Consider the following 19,345-nt stretch of genomic DNA (forward strand, 5'->3'; position numbering starts at 1 on the left):
ACATCGTTGGGAAGCTGTACAGGCCACCAAGCAACGGAACGCGCCAGGTGTTCGCGTTGTCGCGTTTAGATGCCGAAAAGCTTCCGCAGCTTTCGTCGATTGCCGTCATCTCAATTACGGCGCCAGAGCGCCCTCCCGCCAACATTGGCAACTTTGCTCATGTGCTGCGCCTGAGCTTCGCTGATGTGGACTTCCTGAACCCGGAGCTGTCACACCGGGCGAGGAGCAGGCTCGTCGATGCCTTTACCGAAGCGCAGGCTCAGGAGATTCGTTCATTCATTGAAGCGCTACCAGGTGAAATAGCTTCGGTGGTCGTTCATTGTGAGGGTGGCTATTCGCGTTCGTGCGGTGTGGCCGTCGCGCTACATCAGCTCTATGGATACACCGTAGAGCCACAACACCTCACGAACGCGAATCTGTCCATCGCTCGCACCATATTAGGAGCGGACCGTGCAACTCGCATATCGAAAAAGAACCGGCGCTGATGCGCATCATCGTGGCTCACTAGCATGCCCGCGTGGGTACCTTTCTGTATCAAGAGCAATGCATCAAAGGAGACCGCACGCTTGGTCGAGCATACTGGTAATGCACTTCGATAAGCGGCGGAATCATGCGTATTGCAGTTTCGACCAAGTGTGCCATTCGGGCTCAGCCCAAAAACAGATGCATATTTCTTCAGCTTCGGGTGGTGAGGCTGAGCCCAGCCCTCCCTGGCAGGTCTGCCCGGGATGCGCCTTCACTCAGCCACCGCCACCCCGCTTCGGTATGGAGCCGGCCTCGCCCGACAGACATTTCGCCTCGCGCCTCTATCTTCGCCAGCGCGTCGAGCTTCTCACGGCATCCCCCCAGTGCTCGATGTCCCCCACGCCCTGGCGGTCAGCACCTCGCCAGCGTGAGCGGCAAGGACCCCACCACCGAAGCCCGTCGTCGGACGGGGCGGCCCTCACCACCCGGCGGCATTGCGCTCGGCGGATGGCGTGTACGTCCCTGCATTCGAGTATAAGCAGCACCTGTGACCATAAAACGGGAATGAGCCACCGCATCGGGCGGACTAGGTTTGAAGCGCGGGACTCACAATCGGCCCGGAAGGCTTCCGCAACTGCGGGTTATCAAGCATGCCGTCAGTCCAGGCTGGGTGTAACGTCGATGGAGAGTGCGAGATGTATGCCGATAATCAGATTGACCTCAGGATTGCCCTGCAAAAAATCCATGAACTGGCCATGGACGACGGCGATTTGGGCTACGAGTACTGGTACAAGGTGGGACAGCTTCTCCGGCGAGCAGCGCAAATGCAAACGGAAATAGTTACGCTCGCCAGGGAGTTGGAACAATGTCGCGCACGGCTCGCCAAAGCCCGATAACCGGCACTCACTGATGAAGTCCGACGGCACCGCGAAGCTCATCGTGCCCAAACACTTCCGGGTGTCGATAACAAGTCCCCGAGCATTATTTGCGTCTATTACTGTTGCGTGCCAATAGTGTTGATGTCAGTCAATAAAGACATCATTGGAAAACTTTTTTTGACTATTGAGTGACTCCGTTTAGAATTGATGTCCACGCACCTATCGAGAGGCTTCGGAAGCGATGTTGGCTTTTGACATTAATAAGCCGGCGTCGGCATGTAAAACGATTTATATGCGGGTATTCCCGATAGGCGTTTAACGTTACACACCAATAATGCGGGGGACGTATGTCTGGAGGCGGTGGTGGTGGTGGTGATTGGCGGCCGGAACCGAAAGCACCAGTGCCGGAGCCGAAAGGTGGTGGAGGCGGAGGCGTCGTGGCAGGCGACCCATGTGTCATCGACGAAGTGACGTCCCTCAATTCGGTGTCCCCGGCTGCATTGCGTAACGTGGGACCGGGCAGCCTGCTCAACGTGGTGTTTATGGCAGGGCCACCCCAACGACTCGTCGTGCAGGACAACTCCGGGCAAATCGTCGGGTCTATTACTTCGCGCTCCATGCTTCAGATTATCGAATGCATTCAGAGCGGCCGTCGGTACGTCGCAGAGGTATTGGGTATCCAAGGTGGCTCCTGCCAAGTGCGGGTGCGACTGGCATGACTCAAAGCGAAATTACTGTCGTTGGCGGCGTCTATCACGAACACTGCATCTGGCCCGTATGGGACCAAATCTTTGGCTCTGGTGGACGAGCGGCGACCGCGCTCGTCAGTCACGTCGACAAGGTGACGCTGCACACCTATGCGCACCCGGACGTCGAAACTGAATTCAAGACAGCGGCAACGCTGTACAGGTTCGACGTGGTAATAACCGCTGCTCGGGCTGGTATTTCGTTTGAATACGTGCATTGCATGTCGACACCTGTAATTCGGCCGGCTCTCGCGCGTATTCATGTGCACGAGCCAATCGAAGTGAGCGCCGATGCAGTGCTGCGTTTCGGGATGCTGGAGGGCTCAGGGAGGGTGAACGCGAAATGGTGCGTCTACGACCCACAATCCGCATTTCATCCGGAACCGTTTTGGGATAACGGCAGCCAAGCCGAGCATCTCGCGATTGTCGCCAACCGAAGCGAGATTACCGCGATGGCTGGGGACTCGAACCCGAAGACGGCTGCAGCGACACTATTGCGGCGCGGCGCTGAAGTTGTTGTGGTCAAGTCGGGGCCGGCCGGTGCATACGTGTACACCACCGACGGTGCAGAGGTGCATATCCCCGCTTACCGTAGCGAAATGGTATGGACCATTGGCTCGGGTGACGTGTTTGCTGCCATCTTTGCCGCGCAATGGGCGGTACACCGCGTCGGCCCCGCTACCGCGGCCGAACTTGCTTCGCGTGCCGTTTCGCTATACGCGGAAACGATGGGATTGCCTGCAGTCCCAGCTCAGGAACTGTCAGAGGCTCAGCGCACGCCTTCGTCCACGGTTTCCGGGAAGGTCTATCTGGCCAGCCCGTTTTTCAACCTTGGACAACGGTGGCTCGTGGATGAGGCGCGACGCTGCCTGGCTGAGCTCGGCCTTGATGTGTTCTCCCCGGTTCATGATGTTGGTCGAGGTCCTGCTCGCGAGGTGGGGCCGAAGGACATCGAAGCTTTGAACTCATGCGACCGAGTCTTGGCGATTCTCGATGGTCTCGACGCAGGCACCGTCTTCGAAGTCGGATATGCTCGCGCGAAGGGCATCCCCGTATATGCGCTAGCACAGGCAGTTAACGAGGAAGACCTGAAAATGGTTGTTGGCTCGGACTGCAGCATGTTCTTCGACTTTGTGACGGCGCTGCATCACACGGCGTGGAAAGCATGAGGACCGCACTTCTTCTGTCCGGGGGGATGGACTCGGTCGCCATCGCTTACTGGGTGCGTCCGGAAGTCGGTATCACAGTGGCGTACGGCCAGCGAGCAGCCCAGGCAGAGGTGCGTGCGGCCGCTGCAGTGTGTGAAGCGCTGAACATCGAGCACCACGTAATTGATGCCGACTTGAGCGCAATGGGTAGCGGCGATATGGCGGGCTTGGCGCCCGCGACGCTCGCTCCTGTATCGGAGTGGTGGCCCTTTCGCAACCAGATGCTGGTTACTCTGGCTGCAATGAAGGCTGTCACGCTCAATGTGAATAAGCTCCTGATAGGTTCGCTTCGGACCGATGGCATCCACGCGGATGGGAAGCCTGAGTTCATCGCAGCCATGAGTGCGGTACTGCAATGTCAGGAAGGCGGGATAACGCTTGAAGCTCCCGCTATCAAGTTGAGTGGCGCGGAGCTCATCAAAACGTCCAGCGTTCCAACCGACTTGCTCGCGTGGGCTCACTCCTGTCACGTAGCCAATGAAGCTTGCGGGATGTGCCGCGGCTGCAGAAAGCATTACGAGACACTAGAGGAGCTCGGGTTTGACCCGTACTGAAGACCCGCAACCGCTGGGTGATGGTCCGCACTTGGATTACACCTGGCCGGTTGAATCGAGCATGCAGTGCGAACCATTCAGCGCTCCGGCAGGAAGGACGTTCGTCGACGTGTTCGAGCAACGCCGCTCCACTCGCATACTCTCGCCAGCTCCGCTGGAGCTGACGGTTGGCGCGCTGCTTTTCGCACTAACGCCCCGGTTCTGGAAAGAAGGTGACCCGTTGCGACGAAGCCGTCGTCCAACACTATCGGCCGGCGCAATCCATCCAATCTCGGTGTTGCTATTCGCCGAGTCGGCCGTTTTTCGCGTCAATGCCGATTCGGGCATGCTTGAGAAGCTCACATTCCCCCCCGAGGTGCGCGACGCGTGGGTCAGCAAATGCCAACAGATGCTTCCCAGTGCGAACGGGGCGTTCGTCACGCTCGTTGCAGACATGGCTCGTCCGATGAGCGCGTACGCGCATAGCGAGACGCTTGTTTGGCGCGACGCTGGTGCCACGCTTCAGACGCTTGCGCTTGTAGCCGAGCTGTTCAGGCTCGGCTTCTGCCCGCTGGGCATACTCGGCAACGAAGTTGTTTCAGCCCTTCCGTCGGGGGAGCAACTTCTTGCGGTCGGTGCTGCAGCAATTGGATTGCCAGTACAAGACTGACCGGCACGGCTTCGATTAGTGAATGCTGACGCTATCGTCTGCGAAGAGCTCGAGTTGCTCGGCCTGCGCACGCGTCTTTCGCATAATGGCTGACATGCGACGCATGTGGTCCCACATGAGACCGTCGAGCGTGGCTGCAGAGACATCGATTGCGCGCGCGAAGGCGATGAAACGCGCTTCAAGTTGTCGATAGTGCGTCCCTGGCTGCCAGTCCTCCGGGAACAGGCCAAGGTATTGGCCAACTCGAAGAATATGAATGTCCAGAATCGCAACCTGGCTCTGCGGGCGAAGGTTGCGAACTATCCACGAAGCCGTCTTGAGGCCGATGCCCGGCAGCTCCTTCAACCGGTCCCGGAAAGCGATGTCGTCTTCGGGCGGAACGAAGCCGGCCAGTTGCTCAAGGCAGCCGCTCAGATACCGTGCCTTCTGTCGAACAAATCTGTATTTGCGCTCCCGACCTTGGAAGATGAACGGCTCGCTCAACGCTTCTTCGAGCTCTTGCGCAGTGATGCCCCCTCGTAGAAGGTTTCGCTCTCGAACGCGTGAATACGCAGCCAAGGCCAGCTCGGCCGGCATCCCCCAGCCTCCGAGCAGACACGCAGCAACCTCCTCCTCAAGCGAGCGGCCAAGGCGAAAGTCGCAGAAGGTACCGGATTCCGTGTGTTGCCAAGCTTGACCGCGCCAGTAGGCCGGAGTCATCAGCTCATCGAACGCCCCCCAACAGATGCCAGGGAGCACTTCTTCGTTCACTGATGGTAGGGTCAGTTCGCGGAGTTCACCTGCGATGTGGGCGTACATGGTTTGCATCTGGACCGGTGCTTGTCTGGTAATTTTTTCGTGCGCAGCTGGAGTACATCCGCGGGGCGTCGCATCATACATCAGTCCTTCCGCGACTCGATAGGCGGGTCGCTGCCTACGAGTATAGGAAGGAAGTATTTCGATTCTCGGATTTCCGTTCGTGGCCTAACGAGAGCCATGGGGCCGCGGGAAACGACGCTCGTGCGGCAGACGGTCGCAGCACAAACTTTCGCCAGCAGTTGATTCGAGCCCCAATTTTTTGTCACGTCCCGCAGTATAGCGGGTCCGACAGGGCGTAAGCACAGTGGCGAACATCCAGCATCATCAGGCCGCGTTGGCGAATTGTTCGCGTAGCATGGTCCGAAGCTCGAGTCGCGCCTGTTCGCCAAGGCTCTTGATGAAATAGAAGGCGAGCCCCACTATCGCACTGACGGGCGTGATGGAGTGCCAAACGCTTTGCTCGCCCATTCCACTGCCTTGGCAGCATGCTCCGCTTCGACCAGGCGTACACCCGGCACCCAGTCGCGGAAAAGTCGAGCCCATAGACGGAAAGCGCGGTCCTCACACCGACGGCTCACAATTGCCTGACTGGGCTATACCTCAAGAAATAGTAAGTATGGGAGCGTGCTAACCCCGTATTCGGGCACCGAGACATGGGAGGCGGCGCCCTCAGGGTGCGCTACTGATTGTCGTAAGGCGCATTCAACTCGTCGATGTAGTCCTCAACGTTTCTTACCTGCTCAGGACACTGTCGCACTATATGGGTGAAGCCAGGCTCGTTACGTCGAACGATGAACTTTTGGTCGCCGGTCCCAACGTGAAACTCCACGCCGTCATTGTCCTCGGTTGGCGCCGCTTCGACGGTAGCCCATCCTATTGGGACGATGCCCTCTATCTTGACATCCGGCGAATAGAGCTGTCGCTTATCAATCTCCAGTTCTAGAGCCTTTTTGCTTTGCCCCACCATCCGTTCAATACTATTGCCGTGGCCATTTCGCGTATGTACCGCGTATGTGCGTACCTTTGATGCCATTTGATTATCCTTGGTGTGGTCTCCGTGGTCTAGCAATTCTACTGCAAGTGCACGTTTTTCCGGACTTCGCTCCCGTCGTCAAGGTACTGAACGACAGCAATAGGAATCCGCGACCAATAGGGTTAAGCCTGACTATAGTAGGTTCTCCTCGTGCGCAGCATGCGGAGCTTAAGTTTTTCGATGTCGGGTCGATAACTGTACTGTCGTCATGCGTGGAGACTTTCGTGAGCGTCGTACTTCGGAGCTCCGCAGTTGACTCGTGCTCGGCCTCGTAGGGGAAGCAGCCCACTGGCGGCTTCAGAATCAGTGACTCTTGTACAGATTCGACAAAACGGTACGAACCAATTTACTCAAAGTTTGGTTGAGCTATGTCTTTCAAAAAACTTACAAAAACGGAAAATGAGGCGACTCTTGAGGCCAAATTGCGCCCAATTCTTCAACGGCTCTTTCCGTGGAACATTAAGCTAGAGCATCAGACAAAATTTTCCTTTCAGATTGGTCATCGAAAATTCGAAATAGACGGAAAAGAAGTTTCACGTATCGAGGGGCGAACTGATATTCTTGTCAGCACGGAGGATGGCGAGCCAATCGCCGTTGTTGAACTCAAGAAGGAAGGGCTGACATTAACAAAAGCCGACGCCGAACAAGGATTGTCATATGCCCGGCTCTTTCCCGCGCGGCCTCCTTTGGTAATTGTTACCAACGGAAGTGGAAATACACAGGTCTATGACAGCATGACTGGCGAGTTGCTTCCAGGGGACACCGTGGAGGAGCGCAAGTTCAAGGAGCTGATTGCAGTCGCTGGCAAAGTTGCCGCTGACAACCTGAAAAGAGCCATCCAAACCTTGTTGGGTCCCGCCTCGAGCGTATGGGCCACTGCAATCGAACAGGCAACAGCGGAAGCGCTCGAGGATGCAACCGGAGGGTGGCAAGATTGGGAGCAACCGTTCGTCGAAAGTTTTATTGTGCCGCGGACTGCGACGAAACAAATCCACAATCATCTATCGATGGGAGCACGGCTCATACTGTTGCAAGGTGCACCGCTCTCCGGTCGAAGCAACGTGCTGCGGGAGCTTGTCGGTCAAGTCGATACCGATGAGAGGGTTTGCCTATTTGTTGCAAGCGAAGGAGGCGGCGGTATATTCCAGCGCATCGCAGATGTCCTTACAACTTACCTAGAATGGCCGATAACGGCAAGCGAGGCAAGGGACTGGCTGCGCAATCTCTCACATGCATCACAAGGTCACCGACTTGTTCTTTTAGTCGATGATTTATCGCGCGATACACAGGTTACGAGAGAAATTGTAGAGATTGTCGGCGCAGGGTTTGGCAAGCATATTTCAGTGGTTGCTACGATGACCACCTCCGTGGGGATGCATCTCCGATTTTCTGAAAATGGCGTCTCTAAGTCTCGAATCGGAAAACTGGCAAAGCTCGTTGACCTACTACCTCTTTCTGACGAAGAATTTGAAGATGCCGAACGGCACCTTTCAGAACATTCGGTTGGCCTGATGAATGGTGCAAGATTTGCGCAAGAATATCGCATGCCCTGGTTCCTGAGAACAATGGTCGGCCAGGTTCCACCCACTGCTCGAGCCGTGGATGGTGGGACGTACGTTGAACTCCCATCGATGGCAAGCCTCGACTTGATTCGTCACACGCGCGACAGATTCGATGACCACGTTCAACTTCGGTCTGCCGTAAACTCCCTTGCGAAAGCGATTCTGGAGGATGCCCACGTTGCACTCGATGCTCCGGCTGCCCTATCCGATACAGCCACGAGCTTCGTGATACCGCGAAATACCGCGATAGCCCACCTGGGGGAATCTGGCGTCAATGACCTGATGGTGCGCAGTGTAATTAAAGAGCAGATTGTGTCGAACGCGCCTGCGTTAACGGTTCTGCTACCCGAGCTTGTTGCATCTGAACTAGCCGCTAGCATCGGCGCTGAGTTGCTAACGCGCTGTTCAGTTGACTTGGAGGATGCAGTGGGCTGGTTCTCGGGCTTGGCGGTGTTGCTACCTCTGGGTGATGTCATTTGTGCGCAGGCACTGATAGATGCACGCGTAGCAAGCCCGGATTCCGTCGAGATTCATCGGCTTTTCTCGGCGCTTTTTAATCGAATGCGCGCTACTGAACCGAGTGTATCCCCGGAGTTATCTACCGACGATACCGTTTGCGTGGTGAATGCTGTTGAGCCTCTCATTCTAAGCCATATTGCCGGAATGCATACAGAGGTCGATACGGATGGTGGCCCGGTGGATGCAATGCCCGCTATCCTATTTGAGCTTTCGAAGGTGCCCGTGCCGTTGCGTCGGGGCGACAAGACTAACATGATTATGACGCATCATTTCGACGACACGGTGGTTGTCTGTCCAAACTACGGTGTAATCGAACCCATAACCCTAACATTGTTCAGGTGCTTACTTGCTCATACGGATTGGCGTGGCACATGGGTTGAGCGTGTCGCATCCGAGAATAACATTGCTCAGCTTTATAGAACAAGGACTGCGCTAATGCATATGCGGCCTCTGGCATCTGCCGAAAACTCGAGATGGGCGGAAGAGGCACTTAATGAGTTAATTATTCCGGCTCTCGGGGAGTATTACGATGGGCACTGATTGGAGTTGACCCTGTAATACCGGACACAGCCTCACACTAAGGTTGCTGAATCCATCGAGCGCCGGAACTCGCGAGGCGAGCGGTATTTCAGCGCGCTATGGGGATGCTTCTCGTTGTAATGCTCGAACGCGATGGCCAAGTTGCGTGCAGCAGTCGCTGCGTCCGGCTTCGGCATGAAGGCGACGTAGTCGCGTTTCATCGTCTTCACGAAGCTTTCGGCCATCCCGTTACTTTGCGGGCTGCATACCGGCGTGGTCAATGGCTTCAGGCCGATGGCCACTGCGAACCGACGCGTGTCGTCGGCCGTGTAGCCCGAACCGTTGTCGCTCAGCCACTCGATTTCGGACGGCGTATGCAACTCGATGCCAAACCGATTTTCCACTGCAGCCAGCATCACGTCGCGCACGATGTCGCCGCTGTGGCCTGCCGTCGTAGCCGCCCAGCTCATCGCCTCACGGTCACAGCAATCCAGCGCGAACGTTACGCGCAGCGGCTCGCCGTTGTCGCAGCGGAACTCGAAGCCGTCCGAGCACCATCGCTGATTGCTGCGCTCGACGGCTACCTTGCCGTCGTGTCGACGTTGGGGCCGAGGTGGAATCGGTCGGCGCTGCATCAGCAGCCCATGTGTGCGCATGACGCGATAGATTCGCTTGGCATTAAACGGCGCCAGTCCGACTGCAACGCGCTCGTTGCGCAAGATGCCCCAAACCCGGCGATAGCCATAGCTGGGCAAATCGCCAATGACCCGGCGGATCTCCTCGACCGCGGCCGCGTCGTCACTCTGCCTCGATTGACGGCCATCGCGCCACGTCGCCGGACGCGACAGTCGTGCCGATACGTTCGAGCGCGACACGCCGAGAACTTCACAAACCAGTTTCACTGGTCGTCCTCCGGCAGCGAGGGCGAGTGCGCTATCCATTTTTTTGCCCGGCCATACTCGACTGCTTCGCGGAGAATCTCGTTCTCCATGGTCTTCTTGCCGAGCATCCGTTGCAGCTCACGAATCTGCTTGAGTGCATCGGCCAGTTCCGAGGCCGGGACTACTTCCTCGCCGGCCTTGACCGCTGACAGGCTCCCATCCTGGTACAGCTTGCGCCAGTGGAACAGTTGGTTCGGATTCACGCCGTGCTGGCGCGCGACCATCGAAACCGATTTCCCCGGCTCGAAACTCTCGCGAACCATCGCCAGCTTCTGCTCCGCCGTCCAGCGCCGCCGACGCTCCGGGCCCGTCAACACTTCCATCACTTCCTGCCTAGTGTTAGTCAAAAACACAGTCCTATGCCTACCCGTTATTGTAAGTGGGTGACTGTGTCCGGCGTTTCAGGGGGCTACTCCACTGATAGCACTTGCTGCGGGACTATATTTGGATAGAAAAAAGCGTTTTGGGTCGGCTCCAATGAATACCGGACACGAAATAACGCGTAAATTATGAGGTGGTTTTCTGCCTAAGTTTAAGCCTAATAACAACGTAGAGTCGGTTTAAGTTCTGACCAACCTGAGCAGCCCCGCCGGCGTTCCGGGGAGAGGCTCGCAATAGTGCGCGAGACTTTCGAGCCTGGTGCCACGGTTTCCGGTGTTGCCCGTCGCCATCAAGTGAGTGCCAACCAAGTCTTTGCCTGGCGCAAGCTCTATCAGGATGGAAGCCTGTCGGCGGTCAGTGCCGGCGAACAGGTGGTTCCGGCATCGTACCTGGCCGAAGCGATGAAGCAGATTCGAGAACTCCAGCGGCTGCTGGGCAAAAAGACGATGGAAGTGGAAATTCTCCGTGAAGCAGTGGAGTACGGTCGAGCAAAAAAATTGATTGCGCGCTCACCATTGCTGCCGGGGGACGACCGTTGAAGACGGTCTGTGAAGTCCTGGGTGTGTCGCGCTCGAATCTCGCGGTCAAATTGAAGCGCCCCGCTGAATGGGGCGACCGGCGCAAGACGCCCGCACTGGACGACATGCCGCTCGTCACCGAACTTCAAGCGCTGGTTGCCTCACGTCTCGGCGACGTGTTGCAGCACCCGCATGCGCTGCAGCACCTTCTCAGTGCGCGACTGTAGTTGCCGGCAAGCATCGAGGGTACGTCTCTCCGCCTCTGCACTCGAGCGTGTTCGAATAACGGGCGCGTCAGCCGCAGGGAGGGCACGCTGGACTCAGTCGACTAGCCTGGCAGGCTGTACGCCGTCATCCGAGATGCTACCCAACCAAATCCCGGCGGCGGCCTCGCTCGTACCCACAATGAGCATCATCATGCAGTTCAACTCGTGCTGCGATTCGCTGTATATGCCTTCCATTTTGGCGATATCTGCCGACGATGGCTCTGGAAAGGGCTCGGGATGAGAGTGCCAGTCGCCCACGTAGTGCAGTCCTTCGGCAAACAGCGCTTTTATTTCCTTCTGCTCGTCGGGTCGGGAAGGCCAAAAGAACGTCCTTCCGCGCCGCGACCTTGCCGTCGGCTCAGTCGCTCGCAAAATGACCATTGTGTCCGTATCAAAGCGCGCGAACAGTTGCCCACCCGCTTCGCTTGACGTGGACTTCAACTGGCGATTACGGTAAAGCGTATCCAGCACGTCGTCACTCAGCTCGACGCGCCCGAAGGCTGTCAGATAATGCGTACTCATTGCTGGCTAACAGCCTCATTCGATGGCGGCACGAGTTGATGGCGGTACACCTTCTGGAAGCCTGGGCCGTCGAAGACCAGCGGGCGCCAGAAAGGCTTAATTTCGGCGCCCGTCTTCAACAGATTTTCGTACTGTCCAACCCACGTCCATGTTTGCCCCGTCGTGACCTCGCTCGTCGCCGCTGCAATGACCAGACTGACAGTCATCGCGGCAACCTCAGCTGAGGCTGCCGCCGAAAATGGTTGATAGAACGCACCACATGCCGCCTCTCGCGGAGTGTCGCCCGGTACCTTTGCTACCTGGCACATCGCTTCACCATACTCGTTCAGCGCCCATTGCAGCGATGCGTCAGCCGACACGAAAGTGGCGTGACCTGCAACCCCATATCGTTCGAGCCATGCGAAGATGGTCGGTGGAACTTCCGCGGCCTCGAGCAGAGCGTTCAGTTCAGCCTCGGAAATCCAGTCACCAGTCGCGCTGATAACGAGGTCGGCCTTCTCGAAAAGCCTTACGTTGCGTTCCCGCGCGAGCTGCCATTTCGACGCAAATGCGAGAATTGAATAGTCCACGTATCTCGCATTGATTTCGTCGCGCAACGCCTCCGCCTTGTTTCGCCCGATGTAATGCGCGCCCAATATGTGCCTGCCGATGTTCTGGTAAGTGAGGGTGTCTCCGTCAATGAGGCTCATTTTTCGCACGCCGGCCTGTGCTAGAAGCATCGCCACCGTCGCGCCTAACGCGCCACAACCCACCACGACCACATTGAGGTTCTTCACCGCATCAGCGACGTCTCCCGCTGTGCGTCGGACAAGAAAGTCGCTGTCAACTCGGACAACAGATGCCCGCTTACTCGGAAACCTGGCTTGCGACAGCCTGTTCGTCAGGACGTTCGCCGGAACCCTCACGCGGTTGCGCCCAGACAAGAAGGTCTGGCCGCGATTGTGAGGGTGGGGGAATTGATGTTGGACCCGCGTGATGGTCGCGCCCATCACCGGCTGACCGTCATGCTCAAAACACCATACAACCACGACGTCTTCGCCGAGGCGAACTGACGTCAAGACCATCTCCACTGCGTCCGGGCATCGATGGAACAGGAGGCGGAGAAGCTCGGCAGAGTTCGACGGATAGTCCTCCGGATAGAGCGGCTTCTTCAAGCGCACGAACGTTGCTTTGCGGATGCTCTGACGCTTGACCTGATGCCCCAGTTTCTTCATCCAGTCTTCAACGCACTCGGCAGAGTCGGCGACCATCACGCTCGTCGCCGCGTTTACGGCGTAGACCGTGCGCGTCTGCACAAAATCGCCAAGCCAGACGTAGACGCTACTCCCTGCAGCGCAGTCCAGAGTCCAGTACGTACCGAACTCGTCGAGATAGTCTTTCCGGTTAGCACCGGTCAACGCATCCGAATAGACTTTGACGGCTTCCTTCACGAGATAAACCGCCAACTCCCCCGTGACAGGCAGCCTAATCGGCATAGACGACGGCAGCAAACAGAACACACCATCGCTCTCGAGATGAGGCATCTCGCACGGCACCGGGCGTCGTTCGACCGCAATGCGCGGCACCCGGAAAGCTCCTTCCCGCTCCAGAGCAACGATGAGTGGTTCCGGTAGCCCCAATTCTGACGCCGGAATCCGCCATCCCAGAGTGAACCGCCGGTTGGGGTATAGGCGCGTCAGTGCGGCCTCGGTGAGTTCCGATGTGCCAGGCCAACATTCGACGAGACTCACGAACGTCGGCGCCCGGACCGACTCCGGAAGCTCCATCGCAACCGCGCTCTCAGGCATAGCGCCCTTCGCCGCCCGACTTCACAACCGGCCCGGAGGGTTGACGCGACTCTGTCGAAACGAACTTCGCACTTGCTTTCGCGGCTTCCTCGAGCGATTCAATCTCTTCATCGAAGTATTCCGTGCAGAAGAACCACTTCAGCGCCTTGAGCGCTTCAAGGTCCGCTGCATAGGCGTCGGCAAGGGGAGCCAGACGGTCTACTGCTTCGTTAAGCTTGTCACGCAGACTCACCATGTTGGCGTCGGAATTCGACTTCGTCACGTTTTCGTACTCGGGGACAGGCCGGCTTACGGTCAGGTTCCAGTGCAGTCGATTTCTCATCTTTTGCACCGTCTGAAACAGTGCCAGGTCTTCACGGTCCGGATAGCCACCATGCGGATAGACCTCGTTGGTGAGAATCGACAGCACGAAGCCGCTGGGCAACGACCACGACGCGCGGCTCTTCGACCATGCCTTCAGCAAGCGCACCATGCGGCGCATCTGGCGCCCATCAACCGTATCCGGGCTCTTCTGCGTCACGTTGTTTTGAAACCATTCGGTAACCGCCTCCGGGTCGGAATGCTTCCAGTCAGCCGCCGCGAGTTCATACTTGGCGTCGTCACCGTTGCCGATTTCTCGATAGACGGGCATGTCGATAGTGAAGCCGTCCTTGTAAAAAACCCGGACGCAGTTCTTGAGCACTTCGGGCTCACGCTCGAATGCCTTGTCGTAGTTCAACGCGTCGCGCACCATGCACTTAGCGTCATAAGCACTGAACTTGCCGCCGCGGTCGCCAACAAGCTTGTCTTCGTGAAAGACGACACCATTGTCGATGTCCGACGTGATGGAGTTAGACTGGACCATCGTGTGCATCGCGTATGACCCTTGCTTGACGAACCTGTCGACTTCCGGGTCTTCGTTCCGTTCCAATCCGCGCTCCAGCCGTTCTTCGCAGCTACGTCGGCGGTTACGCATATCCGTTTTCGTCGCCTCGGTGAGCGCAACCTCAGACTTAAAGAAGGCAAGAAGTTGTTTGTTAACATTCGCCATTAACTTTCTCCAGATGGGACTGCGTTCGATGCGACAAGTGGCTGAATACCGCGGAAGAACTCGCGTATGAGCGGCTGTTCAGGATTCTGCTGCGCGGTAGCAGCAGAGATGTTTAGGTCCGCCGCGTCGTGCGCGAGCTTGGTCAGTAACTCCAGCGATTGCCGGCTGGGGTTGTCGAGACTCAGATGCTTTGCCTGGCCGGTGGGGACATCGGGGTCAATCAGGCGAACATAGCGGACGGGCCGATTCGCTGTGTCCGCAACGGCCTTCGTGACGTAGTGGTATGCGAAGGATTGCGCGTCGAGCGCAACCTCCACAATGCCAAGGCCGCCTTTCCAGCCGAGGAGTCCACGACTCCCATCCCGATAACGAAGCGTCTTACCCTTGAAAGGCGGACAAGTACTGACCGCCATCAACTCAATCGGCCGCTCCGCTTCGGCCATCGTGAGCGCCTCGGTCAACGCGACGAGCGATGGATTGTTCGCCCACAAGCCGCCGTCGGTGAACCAGTTCACCTGTGCCTCGTCTTCCGGCTTTGTGACGGATTTCAGCGGAAAGACAATTGGCGCCGCAGCCGACGCCATACAAACGTCGACTAGTTTGTAGTTATCGTCACGATGCAAGCGGTTTTCCTTGAGGTCGTGCGGCGTCTTGAACACCCAAGCCTTGTTCGTTTCGACGTTGACGGTTGGGATGCAAAGTGCAATGCCGCGACGCTCGTACATCTGCTTGACCGTCTCGTTTTTAAGCACCTCGGAGAGCGCCACCCAGAGTGCCTCAGGTGCGTTCGCGGGCTTGCGCAGATGCCTCAAAATCCAGCTCACCAATCTGATACCACCTTCGGGGACCGGATGCTGGAAGATACCCGCGGCCTCGTCGCGAAACAACCGCGCGACCTCGGTAAGGGAGACGCCTGCCGCCAGAGCAACTGCGAGAATCGCGCCGGTGCTCGTCCCGACAATCATGTCGAACTGGGCACCCAGGTCGAAGTCGGGCGCCGGGTCCGCACGGTCCTGCGCAGCGAAGCGGCGCGACAGTTCTGAAAGAAGAACTGCGGTGTACAGACCGCGCACGCCACCGCCGTCGAGCGAAAGCACTCGGTAAGGTTTGCTCTCAGGCATTTTTGTCGTTGTCGGCTATCGACGCCGGTAGTTTTGACCTAGCAACTTTAAGCTTAAGAAACTCCGACTGTCAATTAGCCACATTTTGCACGCCATATTTGGCGTGTTATTATTTTTGGCAAACGTTATCCACAGATTATAGTTATGAAAATCTATGAAATATCTGGTTTCGATAGCATGGACAACTTCGAGATAACTCGAGCAATCGGCGACCGTGTCCGTGCTGAGCGCATCAGGCAGAACAAGTCGCAGTTGGAGTTTGCTGGGGCGGCCGGCATTCCATTGAGGACCTACCAGCGATTCGAGCGGGACGGTTCGGGCACCATCGAGACATTGGTAGCGGCGCTACGTGCGTGTCAGCGCTTGCGGGGCCTGCAGGTCGCGTTGCCACAGCCAACGTTGCCGGAGCGGCAGACGCCCTTGTCTCGACTGACGCCACCTCGCGTACGTCGGAAGGTCAAACTCGATGGGGAAAATGATTTGGACCGCTAATTTGTTACGTGCAACAACCAGAGTCACGAGTGCACCAAGAATTCGTGGCGCAGGCACTAGTCCACGGATAAAACAATGCTACAAATCAGCACCGGCAAGTTCTTCAGCACTAACGAAACGCATGACACGATTCATCGAGGCGTGCTGTATTCGAACTTCCATATATTGCCGGGCGATTGCATTGCGACACCGGCCGGGAATTTATCACCAGCGGCGCGCTGGGGAGACATCGAAACCTTCGTATGCGAGGTTATCGAGCGCCAGCCGAACGTTCGCGCAGCAGGCGTAATTCTGTCAGTCGGCCCAGATGCATTCATTCATGATTTTGCCGCTGTATCTTCGTTTTCCCTGCAGCGCCTGTTGACGCCAGACCACGACTTGGCGATGCGCCTGCTCACGGCCCAACGGCCGCCATTGGGTATTCCCAAACTTCCCAAGCAATACATATCAAAAATGTTTGATATGTCATTGCCATACGACGTCCAGGCCGGCCCGCGTCTCTCCACCTTCTTGGACGACCTGCTCAAGCTCGAGCGCAAATCGTTTTCTGGCGCAATGAAAGCGATTCGACGGTACGTGACGGCAACTCATCGTCTGGCCGATGACCTAGACCTTGCGTATGCCCTACTGGTTGCCGCTATCGAATCGCTCGCGCAGGAGTTCGATGATTTTAGCCCTGAGTGGGACGATTACGACCAGAAGAAACGACAGCCTGTTGACCGCGCTCTCGAAGGGGTGCCAACTGATGTCGCGCTCGCTGTTCGCGAAGCAATCCTTGGGGCAGAACATGTTGCTATCAGCCGAAGGTTTCGCGAATTTACCTTGGCTCATCTTGGTCCCGATTTTTTTCGGGGCGAAGCCGAGGGGCGAGTAGCGCCAGTAGGTAAGGGGGACTTGGAAGTTGCGCTGAAGAATGCGTATAACGTCCGTTCCGGTTATGTCCACGCACTGAAGTCGATACCGCGACTGCTGGCATCGCCGATGGCATTGACCGATTTGATGGCCGTGGATGGCATGCCTTTTTTGACGTTTGAGGGGCTAGCACGCGTTGCGCGCACTGTAATTCTCGAGTTTATTTCTCGCGCCCCGACGACAGAATCCGAGGAAGTCGCATACATGGACGACTTCCCTAATCTATTGCGGGCGCCGCTTGCACCAAGTATGTGGATACATAATGCGGAGGGATATTCCGTCCAGTCTGCTTATTTGTATTTGAATGGATTCTTAGAGCAAGTCGAGCAGGCGCTGCTGAGTGCTTCGCCAGTCACGGACATCCGCGGCGTCACAAAAAAAATTGAGGTGCTGTTGCCGTCACTGGCAAAACCTGAGCAACGACGGCCACTAATTGCGCTTCACTTTTTGTTCTCTCACTTCCTGCCAAAAGAGGAAAGGCATCATTATCGGAAGTGCATGGACAATTTCATTAGCGAGTTGGACACGGAATGCCCCGAAGGATTCTTTCTGTACGTCTATGGAGGTCATTTGCCGCCTTGGAGCGCGGAAAGCTGCGAAGCGATATTCGACACATATATTCGACGTAGATATGGAGGCAAAAAACTGAATGTTGGTACCGTTCTCGGTGCAGCGGGGGCGCTCACCATCGCTGAGTTGTATAGGCTTGCTGGTGATGAGGATTCTGCGCGCCGCCTCATAGCCCGCGCGATTGACGAGTTTCCGGGCCTGGCACGGTTGCGTGAGTATGAAGCCAACATCGGCGATTCAATCCCCCCGATAGCATGGTGGACGATTCTGCTTCCTGAGCCGAAGTCGAGCACGAGTTCAGCAACGGGTTCGCAGCCAAACAAACTAATCAAGCTAAATCGACGATTGCGACGCCCAGAATCGGCCATCCGAAATATACACCGTCGCTCCTCACCGTCCACGAAGAGGACGCGTTAGGGAAAAGAATCACTGTCGTTGAGACGAATATTCGATGGAAAGTCGGGGCATGAGACCATGAAATTACTACGGATAATCTTGCTGTTTTTCAGTGTCGCAAGTAATACGGCAAATGCGATGACGTTCTCAGCTCCGAAGCACAACCCCGGAGCCATCATTGTATGGATGGGCCTTCACGGGGAGCGCACACCAATCTACGCAGACGGAGAAATTACGGCAACCAGTGCGCGCGAGTTGGAGCAATTTGTTCGCGTGAATCACATCGAGAGTGGGATGGTGCTGTTCAATTCACCGGGCGGCTCACTCATGGGCGGCATGTCGCTTGGTGACACCATCAGGAAGCTCGGATTCGACACGGGAATCGCAACCTATGCCGGTGGCGAGATGGTCTCGCGCGGCTTCTGCGCGAGCGCGTGTGCCTACGCGTTTGCAGGCGGACTCGGACGCTATTACTCGGGCGGAAACACGCGTCTCGGCATCCATCAGTTTTCCTCGCAGAACGACGTTGGCGGTGAAGTCAGCCAGGAAGTAAGCGGCTTGCTGGTCGCTTACCTACAACGAATGGGGGTTGATGCGCTGGCTTTTTCGGCGTCAGCCTCGGTCCGTCCCAATGACATTCTCTGGCTGACTGCAGCCGATGCCAGCAGGCTTCACTTTTCGAACGAGGGAGTGCAGCCAACGACTGCCGAATTGAAACAGGCCCGCGGCGCGACGTATCTGCGGATTGAGCAGAAATACACGAGCTACAGCGCCCGTTTCATCATCGATTGTGCGGGTGGCAAGCTGGAAATGATGGGCGGTATCGTGACCAGCCCTCAGGATGCCAAAGGAAAATACGAATGGGCGACCCAGTCTTTTTTCACGTTCGACGACCAGACGATTCAAACCAGGCGCAAGGGTGGCTCAGCCGATGGCCTGAGTGTAGTTCAGTCGACAGTCTGGGTGCAGCGCGTTCTCTCGCCGGCTGAAATCCGGAAGCTGCTGGTCTCGAACACCATCACCTCCTGGGTGGCTGCGGACGGAGCGGTAGGGAGCACGGGGGCCGCAGACATCCGGGCAGTCCGGGGCCAAATCCGGGATTTCGTCAATAACTGCAACCTCTATCCGCAAACGGGCCAATAGTTGTCGGTTTCGAAACGATGCTCATCACGCCGAGCCCGCGCGTAAGCCTCGCCAGGTACCCGGGCTCCTGCCACCATGACGCTCTGCGATAACCGCTGCTCGGCCAAGCGTGCTTCAACTTCGAGGTTCAATCGCACGTGAACCGATGCTGCAACTCGTGCCAGAGCCAAGCGTCGAATTCGCCCCTGTGGTAGTGAAAGAAGGTCCGGTGCAGACCAAAGAGGACGAAACAGTTAGAAATCGGCATCGAGGGCGGTTTCTAGGAGTTGGCGCCTCACGAAGGCGAAATCGCGGTGCCATGCGCAAACAAGGGGGCGCTGGAAAATGCTCCAGCG

At 57.0% G+C, this 19,345-nt stretch carries 16 protein-coding genes and 1 pseudogene; 9 read left to right on the forward strand and 8 right to left on the reverse strand.

Features of this window, described 5'->3' with window-relative positions; all coding sequences use genetic code 11:
• Positions 1-2 precede the first annotated feature (2 nt).
• On the forward strand, positions 3-485 hold the full coding sequence (locus KR541_RS16510) for a hypothetical protein (protein WP_252996661.1): 483 nt from the start codon (positions 3-5) through the stop codon (positions 483-485).
• Positions 486-1,121: 636 nt separating this feature from the next.
• Here KR541_RS16510 and KR541_RS16515 read toward each other — a convergent pair.
• The gene (locus KR541_RS16515; RefSeq protein WP_216089640.1) at positions 1,122-1,403 is read right to left on the reverse strand and encodes a hypothetical protein; all 282 of its coding nucleotides are present in this window, start codon (positions 1,401-1,403) and stop codon (positions 1,122-1,124) included.
• A gap of 655 nt (positions 1,404-2,058) precedes the next feature.
• Between KR541_RS16515 and KR541_RS16520 the strand changes: the two genes are divergently transcribed.
• From KR541_RS16520 to KR541_RS16530, 3 genes are read left to right on the forward strand one after another with little or no spacing between them, the layout of a single operon-like run.
• Entirely contained in the window at positions 2,059-3,258 is a 1,200-nt protein-coding gene (locus tag KR541_RS16520) for a PfkB family carbohydrate kinase (RefSeq protein ID WP_216089641.1), read from the forward strand.
• Positions 3,255-3,851, forward strand: coding sequence for a 7-cyano-7-deazaguanine synthase (locus tag KR541_RS16525; RefSeq protein WP_060040214.1), 597 nt, complete (start codon positions 3,255-3,257; stop codon positions 3,849-3,851). The genes KR541_RS16520 and KR541_RS16525 overlap by 4 nt, the downstream gene beginning before the upstream one ends.
• A complete protein-coding gene (locus KR541_RS16530) occupies positions 3,838-4,500 on the forward strand; it encodes a nitroreductase family protein (protein ID WP_216089642.1) in 663 nt (220 codons plus the stop codon). Before KR541_RS16525 ends, KR541_RS16530 begins: the two co-directional genes overlap by 14 nt.
• A 15-nt stretch (positions 4,501-4,515) precedes the next feature.
• On the opposite strand, the gene KR541_RS16535 is transcribed toward KR541_RS16530, so the two are convergent.
• Both KR541_RS16535 and KR541_RS16540 read right to left on the reverse strand, forming a co-directional pair.
• Complete coding sequence (locus KR541_RS16535) at positions 4,516-5,307, reverse strand: 8-oxoguanine DNA glycosylase (RefSeq protein ID WP_216089643.1); 792 nt, start codon at positions 5,305-5,307, stop codon at positions 4,516-4,518.
• Positions 5,308-5,977: 670 nt separating this feature from the next.
• Positions 5,978-6,331 (reverse strand): hypothetical protein, encoded by a 354-nt coding sequence (locus KR541_RS16540; protein WP_155754313.1) that lies wholly within the window; start codon positions 6,329-6,331, stop codon positions 5,978-5,980.
• A gap of 368 nt (positions 6,332-6,699) precedes the next feature.
• Here KR541_RS16540 and KR541_RS16545 point away from each other — a divergent pair, with 368 nt between their 5' ends.
• Positions 6,700-8,952 (forward strand): type I restriction enzyme HsdR N-terminal domain-containing protein, encoded by a 2,253-nt coding sequence (locus KR541_RS16545; protein WP_216089644.1) that lies wholly within the window; start codon positions 6,700-6,702, stop codon positions 8,950-8,952.
• Positions 8,953-8,984: 32 nt separating this feature from the next.
• Here KR541_RS16545 and KR541_RS16550 read toward each other — a convergent pair.
• A protein-coding gene (locus KR541_RS16550) for an IS3-like element ISBcen6 family transposase (RefSeq protein ID WP_141661769.1) occupies positions 8,985-10,195 on the reverse strand; the annotation gives its coding sequence in 2 pieces (ribosomal slippage) (positions 8,985-9,880 and positions 9,880-10,195; 1,212 coding nt in all).
• A 199-nt stretch (positions 10,196-10,394) separates the two neighbouring features.
• Between KR541_RS16550 and KR541_RS36700 the strand changes: the two are divergent.
• A pseudogene (locus KR541_RS36700) lies at positions 10,395-10,932 on the forward strand (transposase); the annotation flags it as partial.
• 159 nt (positions 10,933-11,091) lie between these two features.
• On the opposite strand, the gene KR541_RS16565 reads toward KR541_RS36700, so the two are convergent.
• Genes KR541_RS16565 through KR541_RS16580 form a run of 4 tightly spaced genes read right to left on the reverse strand, consistent with a single transcriptional unit; the run spans position 11,092 to position 15,473 of the window.
• Positions 11,092-11,559 (reverse strand): Mov34/MPN/PAD-1 family protein, encoded by a 468-nt coding sequence (locus KR541_RS16565; RefSeq protein ID WP_216089646.1) that lies wholly within the window; start codon positions 11,557-11,559, stop codon positions 11,092-11,094.
• Positions 11,556-13,346, reverse strand: coding sequence for a ThiF family adenylyltransferase (locus tag KR541_RS16570; RefSeq protein ID WP_216089647.1), 1,791 nt, complete (start codon positions 13,344-13,346; stop codon positions 11,556-11,558). Before KR541_RS16570 ends, KR541_RS16565 begins: the two co-directional genes overlap by 4 nt.
• Positions 13,339-14,376 carry a cyclic GMP-AMP synthase DncV-like nucleotidyltransferase gene (locus KR541_RS16575; RefSeq protein ID WP_216089648.1) on the reverse strand — a complete coding sequence of 346 codons (1,038 nt, stop codon included), beginning with the start codon at positions 14,374-14,376 and terminating at the stop codon, positions 13,339-13,341. The genes KR541_RS16570 and KR541_RS16575 overlap by 8 nt, the downstream gene beginning before the upstream one ends.
• Positions 14,376-15,473: a CBASS cGAMP-activated phospholipase gene (locus KR541_RS16580; protein ID WP_216089649.1), complete on the reverse strand. Its 1,098-nt coding sequence runs from the start codon at positions 15,471-15,473 to the stop codon at positions 14,376-14,378. The genes KR541_RS16575 and KR541_RS16580 overlap by 1 nt, the downstream gene beginning before the upstream one ends.
• Positions 15,474-15,641: 168 nt before the next feature.
• On the opposite strand from KR541_RS16580, the gene KR541_RS16585 reads away from it, so the two are divergent.
• The 3 genes from KR541_RS16585 (at position 15,642) to KR541_RS16595 (ending at position 19,010) form a co-directional block, all read left to right on the forward strand.
• Entirely contained in the window at positions 15,642-15,989 is a 348-nt protein-coding gene (locus KR541_RS16585; protein WP_216089650.1) for a helix-turn-helix domain-containing protein, read from the forward strand.
• Between the two features lie 75 nt (positions 15,990-16,064).
• Positions 16,065-17,888: a hypothetical protein gene (locus tag KR541_RS16590; protein WP_216089651.1), complete on the forward strand. Its 1,824-nt coding sequence runs from the start codon at positions 16,065-16,067 to the stop codon at positions 17,886-17,888.
• Positions 17,889-17,945: 57 nt separating this feature from the next.
• Positions 17,946-19,010 (forward strand): COG3904 family protein, encoded by a 1,065-nt coding sequence (locus tag KR541_RS16595; protein ID WP_216089652.1) that lies wholly within the window; start codon positions 17,946-17,948, stop codon positions 19,008-19,010.
• The last annotated feature ends 335 nt before the right edge of the window (positions 19,011-19,345 follow it).

The organism is Burkholderia sola (assembly GCF_905400185.1).
Taxonomy (GTDB): Bacteria; Pseudomonadota; Gammaproteobacteria; order Burkholderiales; family Burkholderiaceae; genus Burkholderia; species Burkholderia sola.